This window comes from Neobacillus drentensis (genome assembly GCF_036962125.1).
Lineage (GTDB): Bacteria > Bacillota > Bacilli > Bacillales > Cytobacillaceae > Neobacillus > Neobacillus drentensis_B.
This window is the reverse complement of record NZ_JBALOA010000004.1, coordinates 144,735-151,234: the sequence shown is the minus strand read 5'-3', so window position 1 is coordinate 151,234 and position 6,500 is coordinate 144,735. Positions and strand designations below refer to the sequence as shown.

3 protein-coding genes are annotated in these 6,500 nt (G+C 39.5%); 2 read left to right on the top strand and 1 reads right to left on the bottom strand.

Annotated elements, in window-relative coordinates:
• The first annotated feature begins 213 nt into the window (after nt 1-213).
• Complete coding sequence (locus V7121_RS04215; protein WP_335497352.1) at nt 214-4,776, top strand: S8 family serine peptidase; 4,563 nt, start codon at nt 214-216, stop codon at nt 4,774-4,776.
• A 76-nt stretch (nt 4,777-4,852) separates the two neighbouring features.
• Here the strand turns inward: V7121_RS04215 and V7121_RS04210 are convergent, their stop codons facing one another.
• Nucleotides 4,853-5,554 (bottom strand): hypothetical protein, encoded by a 702-nt coding sequence (locus V7121_RS04210; protein WP_335497353.1) that lies wholly within the window; start codon nt 5,552-5,554, stop codon nt 4,853-4,855.
• A 128-nt stretch (nt 5,555-5,682) separates the two neighbouring features.
• Between V7121_RS04210 and V7121_RS04205 the strand changes: the two genes are divergently transcribed.
• Nucleotides 5,683-6,423, top strand: a complete 741-nt coding sequence (locus V7121_RS04205; RefSeq protein WP_335497354.1) for a gluconate 2-dehydrogenase subunit 3 family protein — start codon at nt 5,683-5,685, stop codon at nt 6,421-6,423.
• Nucleotides 6,424-6,500: the final 77 nt, after the last annotated feature.

Here is a 6,500-nt window from a genome sequence, read left to right as displayed (position 1 = left end):
TAGAAAAAACAATAGGCGAAATTATTTAACTTTATTCCAAAAATAGGTAGAATAATATTTGAAATATATTGACTATTTACCCAATTCAAAATAAACTTAATTATGCAAGAAAATAGGATAATAGGGGGGATACTAGTTTTTGTTCATCACTTTATTCTAGTAGAGTGATAAATTGCTAGAAGTATTCTATCATTTTAAAAAGGGGGAAACGTGTTGAAAATCAGAAGAATTTTACCATTATTTTTGGTCTTTTTAATGGTTTTTTCAAGCTTTGCGCAGGCAGCAGCTCCTTCAGTGTCAAAAAGTAGCAAAGTTGACAAAACTACGGCCGTGACTAAAGCGCCTGTTTCGAAAAAACTACCAAAGTCAGTAAAAGTAAAAAATACACAGAAAACTTATAAAAAATCAGATAAAGTTCGTGTAATTGTTGAAGTTGATGGTGACCCTGCGATTACATATGCAACAAAGCAAGGGAAAAAGTATAGTGACCTATCAAAATCAGTCAAGGCACAACTACAAAATAAACTTCAAGATGAACAGCAAGCTGTAAAAAGCCAGTTTGCAAAAAAAGCAATCAAAATGCAATATAAACAAAACTTCACAACGACCGTTAATGGATTTAGCGGTATTGTCGAATATGGACAGATTGCAGCGATTAAAACAGTTGATGGAGTAGCAAAAGTATCGATTGCTACTGAATATCAACGCCCTGAAATTGAGCCAAACATGAAATATAGTAAAGAAATCGTTGAGGCTCAAAAAGCATGGGAAGCTTATGGTAAAAAAGGTGAAGGGATGATTGTTGGTATTATTGATACCGGGATCGATCCAAGCCACAAGGATTTTGTTTTAACTGATGGTTCCAAAGCAGCGCTTACCGAAGAAGAAGTGGAAGCTGCTGTTACAAAAGATGAATTAAAAGGAAAGTTTTACACGGAAAAGGTTCCTTATGGTTATAACTATTATGATGAAAATGCGCAGATTCTTGATTTAGGTCCGGATGCTTCTATGCACGGTATGCATGTTGCTGGTACAGTTGCAGCAAACGGTGATGAAGCAAATGGCGGAATTAAAGGGGTTGCACCAGAAGCGCAATTGCTAGCATTGAAAATATTCGGAAATGACCCGGAAATGCCTTCTACATGGGGCGACATTGAAATCAAAGCGATTGATGATGCGATCAAATTAGGCGCAGATGTTGTCAACATGAGCTTAGGTTCAACTGCTGGTTTCGTATTACCGGACTCTCCTGAGCAACAGGCTGTTCAAAGAGCTGTGGATAATGGTGTGTTAATGTCTATCTCAGCTGGGAACTCCAACCATTTAGGGGATGGATATTTCAATCCATACGCAGAAAACCCTGATTATGGTGTAGTAGGAACACCTGGTAGTGCCAATAGTTCATTACAGGTTGCTTCTTTGGAAAATAACTATCTTGATTTATATGCTGCTACCTATTCCTTCGATGGTACGTTAGCTGGTAAGGCTCCATATCTATCTTCGAGCAGTGTAGACCCAAATAAATTGGAACAAAAGAAATTTGATATTATTGATGCTGGCATTGGACAGCCTTCCGATTTTGCAGGAAAAGATTTCACTGGGAAATACGCATTAGTAAAACGTGGAACGCTTACTTTTGTTGAGAAAACGATGAATGCTCAAACTGCAGGTGCTGCCGGTATTATTGTTTATAACAATACTAGTGGATTACTTAGCATGGCTACATCTCCAGAAATTAAGATTCCACAACTATTTGCTCTAAAATCTGATGGAGATGCCATGAAGGCAGCATTAGTTGCGGGCCAGAAAGTATCGATTGAATTCCAAGGTGATAAGAAAACAACACAAAATCCATCTGCAGGACAAATGTCTACTTTCACTTCTTGGGGCGTCACGTCTAATTTAGATTTCAAACCAGAAATCACTGCACCAGGTGGAAATATCTATTCCACATTAAATAACAACTCATATGGTGTGATGAGTGGTACATCCATGGCAGCACCACACGTATCAGGTGGATCTGCACTTGTTCTTGAACGCGTGAAAGAGCAATTTGCTACTCTTTCAGGTGCAGATAAAGTAGGTATGGCGAAAAACATATTAATGAACACAAGTAAGGTTATTGACGATAAAGGCACATATAATGCTGCTTATACTCACAACCCATATTCACCACGTCGTCAAGGTGCTGGTGTAATGCAATTACATGCAGCTCTAAGTACACCGATTGTTGTGACGAATGAAGCGACAAAAGAAGCAAAAGTTGCTTTAAAAGAAATTAAAGGCGACCAAGCTACTTTCACTTTAAAAGCACAAAACTACTCTGACCATGAAGTGACTTATAAAGTAAATGGTAATGTGCAGACAGATTTGGTCATCAATGGTGTAGACCAATTAGAATCACAAGGTATTTACAAAGCAGATAGCGAATGGGACCCTGATACATTTGCTGGGCAATACCCAATTTCATTTAGTGCGGACGAACTTACTATTCCTGCTAATGGAAGTAAAACAGTTGATGTAACGGTTGATTTAGCAGACGCCGTTGATTGGTGGAACAATGAGCCATTAGAAACAATTTTTAAAAATGGCTACTTCGTTGAAGGTTTCGTTACTTTAACAGATGTAAACGATGTAAATCCGACCGTTTCCGTACCATACGTTGGGTTTAAAGGTGATTGGAATAAGTCGCCAATTCTAGATGCTAAAATCTATGACGAAAATATCAATGATTCCTTCTATGGTTGGACTGGTATGGTTACTGCCGCTGGTACGGACGAGGAAGGTAACCAAAACTATGATTACTTAGGTGTTAATCCTGCTGATGAAACAGCTAAGGAAGCTAATATTGCAATTTCGCCAAATGGTGACGGTCAAAATGACAATGCCGTTCCAATTCTTTCCTTCTTGCGTAATGCCAAAACAGTAGAATACAAGATTGTTGATAAAGATGGAAATGTGCTTCGTAAACTTAAATCGGATACACTTGTTTCTAAAAACTTCAATGATGGTGGTAGAGGAGCTCAATACTACCTAAATCCATCCAATGCATGGGACGGAAAAGTGAAGAACAAGGTAGTAGCAGATGGTCAATATTTCTATCAAGTCGATGCGACTATTGATTATGCTGGAGCAAAAGCTCAAGAATTGAAATTCCCTGTCCTAGTGGACACGGTTGCACCAACTGTAAAAGCAAGTGTAAATGGTGATAAACTAACCGTTGAGTCCACAGATGGAACGGGTTCAGGTGTGGCTTATTACGACATTACCGTGAATGGCAAATCTGTATACGGTGATAAAGAACTTCCATTAGCGGGTGACAAAACAGAATATACCTTCAAAGCAGCTCCAGCAGTTGGATCTACTGTTGAAGTTGTGGCACATGACTTTGCGGGTAATACTAGCACAGCAGTAGTTGAAGGCGCGAATGACACAACGATTCCATTTATCCATGTAACTTCCATTGGAGCTACAGGAATCTATCATTCTCTTGAACTCCCTGTTGAAGGTTATCTAACAGACGATTCAAAAATCCGTGAATTAACGGTTGACGGAAAGTCGGTTGAATTGAAATATAACGAAGAAAAAGCTCGTTATGAATTCAGCACAAAAGTAACAGTAGCTGCAGATGGAGTCCACGAAATTGAAATTAAAGGGACAGATGTGGCTGGAAATGAAATTGCTTACCTAGTTCGTGATTTAATTGTTGATACAACAGCACCGAAAATCAGTGTCGATGTACCAGCTAAGGTGAAATCAAATGTTAGCTCAGTTGATCTTAAAGCAACGATTTCTGATAACTTTGACAAGCTACGCTACTTTGTTGATGGCAGTGAAGAATTCTTTAAAGATACCAATCCAGATCATTTCGGGATGGAGGGCATTAGCAAAGAAGTCTCTACCACAGTAAATCTTGATCTTGGTAACAATACTTTCTTATTAGAGCTTGTTGATATCGCAGGTAACAAGACAACCAAAGAAGTAAATATTTTCCGCGGTGAGTCCAAATATAAAGTGAAGTTCTACAATGGCAGCAGTGTTGTGAACACTACTGAGGTTGTTGAGGATTCAAAGGTAAAAGCTCCAACAGCACCAAGCAAGTCAGGCTATACCTTCATCGGATGGTATAAAGATGCAGGCTTCAAAACGAAGTTTGACTTTAATGCACCGATAGTGGCAGACACTAACGTATATGCACGTTATGTGAAGAATCCTTCTGCACCAACATCTGTAAAAGCTGCTTCTTCTGACTACAATAAATTAACTGTCAGCTGGTCAAAAGTAACAGGTGCAAGCGGCTATGAGGTTTACCGTGCAACTTCTAAAACTGGTGCCTTCACTAAGGTAGCAACGGTTAGCGGAAGCACATCTAGCTATGCCAATAGCAGCTTAACTACTGGTCAAACCTACTACTATAAGGTTGTTGCGTTTACAACTGTAGAAGGTAAAAAACTAGTAAGTCCTAACTCAAGCACTGTAAGTGCCAAGCCTGCTCTTAAAACACCTACAAGTGTGAAGGCTGATAAGGCAAGCAGCACGTCTATTAATGTGTCTTGGGATAAAGTAAGTGGAGCCAGCGGTTATGAAGTGTACCGTGCAACTTCAAAATCTGGAAGCTACACTAAAGTAACAACTACTTCATCTTCAAGCTATACGAATACGAAGTTAACTAAGGGCAAAACTTACTATTATAAAGTAAGAGCTTATCGTACAGTAAACGGTGCGAAGGTTTATAGCTCCTATTCAAGTGTGGTTTCAAGAGGATTAAGTAAGTAATAAAGGTTAAAGTAAAACGCTCGGGTTCTTAGGAATCCGAGCGTTTTTATATGATCGAGTATATTCACTTTGCTGACTATTTTTCATTTGCCATTTTCACAAGGGTAATAATATCGCTTGATATCTTGCCATAGGAAGGATTTTTAGACTTAATATTCGATTTGATTCCATCAATGAGCGGCAACGCTTTTGGGTTTGTGATGGTCAAGATTTGAACATGGCCGTTAAAGGCTTTATCGATCATTTCTTTGGCACGATCTAAATTATCGTCCGTATTTACCTTGTCTTTATCCACTCCGTCTAGATTTCCTTTTCCAGAAGAACCAGAGGTGCTTTTTAACACCTTATTTTGGAGCTCATCGTAGCGTGTCGAGGTCACTTCTGGTTTTGAACGTGCCAAGATAACGGTGTCATCAAGCACAAACACCTTTATTCCAGGAATCCCCTCTCCAGACAGACGTGACTCCAAGTGGGAAGAGATCCCGCCGTCATGGAGGCTGGAACTGCCAATCAAACTATAGACATTGGTTCCTACCCCACTTGTGGTTTGGCTGTTAAGGTTGGTCGTACTTTTCTTTGTTCGATCTACGCTCGGAATGACATTCACACTATCTTGGTTATGGACGTGCCCGTTTCCTTTTTGGTTTACCTTCTGATCATGGAGATTTTCAGCAGCCCCCACCTCATGCCCTTTTAAACCATTTTCACCAGCACATGCCGTTAGCATCAATACCGCACCAACGAAAGGTAACCACCAGATTTTCCATTTTCTTTTCAAGATAATTTCCTCCTTTTTTTAAATCATTTTCTCCATTGTTATTTCTAAGTATGAGTGGATTATTTTGGGAACATATTAAAATTAGACAATTTTGGAGAATAATGTCGAAAAACCATGGAGGTTCAAAAATGGCTGAAGAAAACAAACAGAATCCTGAATCCATATCAAGAAGGAAGTTTTTACGGAACACAGGCTTCACCGTTGGCGGGTTAGCTGTTGGTGGTGTCTTAGGCAGTCTCATCCCTAGGAACAATGATAAACAGCAAAAAGCACCACCGGCAGAGGCTGAAAATTTTAATCAGGCACTGATGTATTTTACACCTGAACAATTTCAACTAACCGAAGCTGCAACAGAACGGATTTTCCCTGAGGATGAGACCGGACCAGGTGCTAAAACGCTCGGGGTAGCTTTCTTCATTGATCATCAGTTAGCGGGTGATTGGGGATTTAATGCACGTGAATATATGCAAGCTCCTTTCTTCAAAGGAGAAAAAGTTCAAGGCTACCAAGGACGGTTAAGGCGTAGAGATATTTTTGATATTGGGCTAAGGGAGCTTCAAAATCACAGTATGGCGGTTCATAAGAAAAAATTTACTGAACTAAAAGAAGAAGAACAGGATGCCATTCTGAGCGATTTCGAACAAGATAAGGTGAATTTAACAACCATCTCACCAAGTGGATTTTTTCTGTTACTGCGAAGTGCTACCCTAGAAGGAGCATACAGCGATCCTCTATATGGCGGGAATCGGAATATGAACGGCTGGAAAATGCGCAACTTTCCAGGCAGTCAAATGGCATACACCGATATTATTGATAAAGAATTTAAGAAAATAAATCCGCAGAGTTTAAAAAGTCATTTGAATCACTAGAAAAGCGGAAGTGCCCTTGGGCGCTGGAGCTATACACTAGAAAAAGTTCATTACTAACTACAAAGAAGCAGGTGGAG

Bases quoted from the DNA above. Each gene is read 5' to 3' on its own strand.
- V7121_RS04205 (WP_335497354.1), top strand. From the start codon at position 5,683: ATGGCTGAAGAAAACAAACAGAATCCTGAATCCATATCAAGAAGGAAG.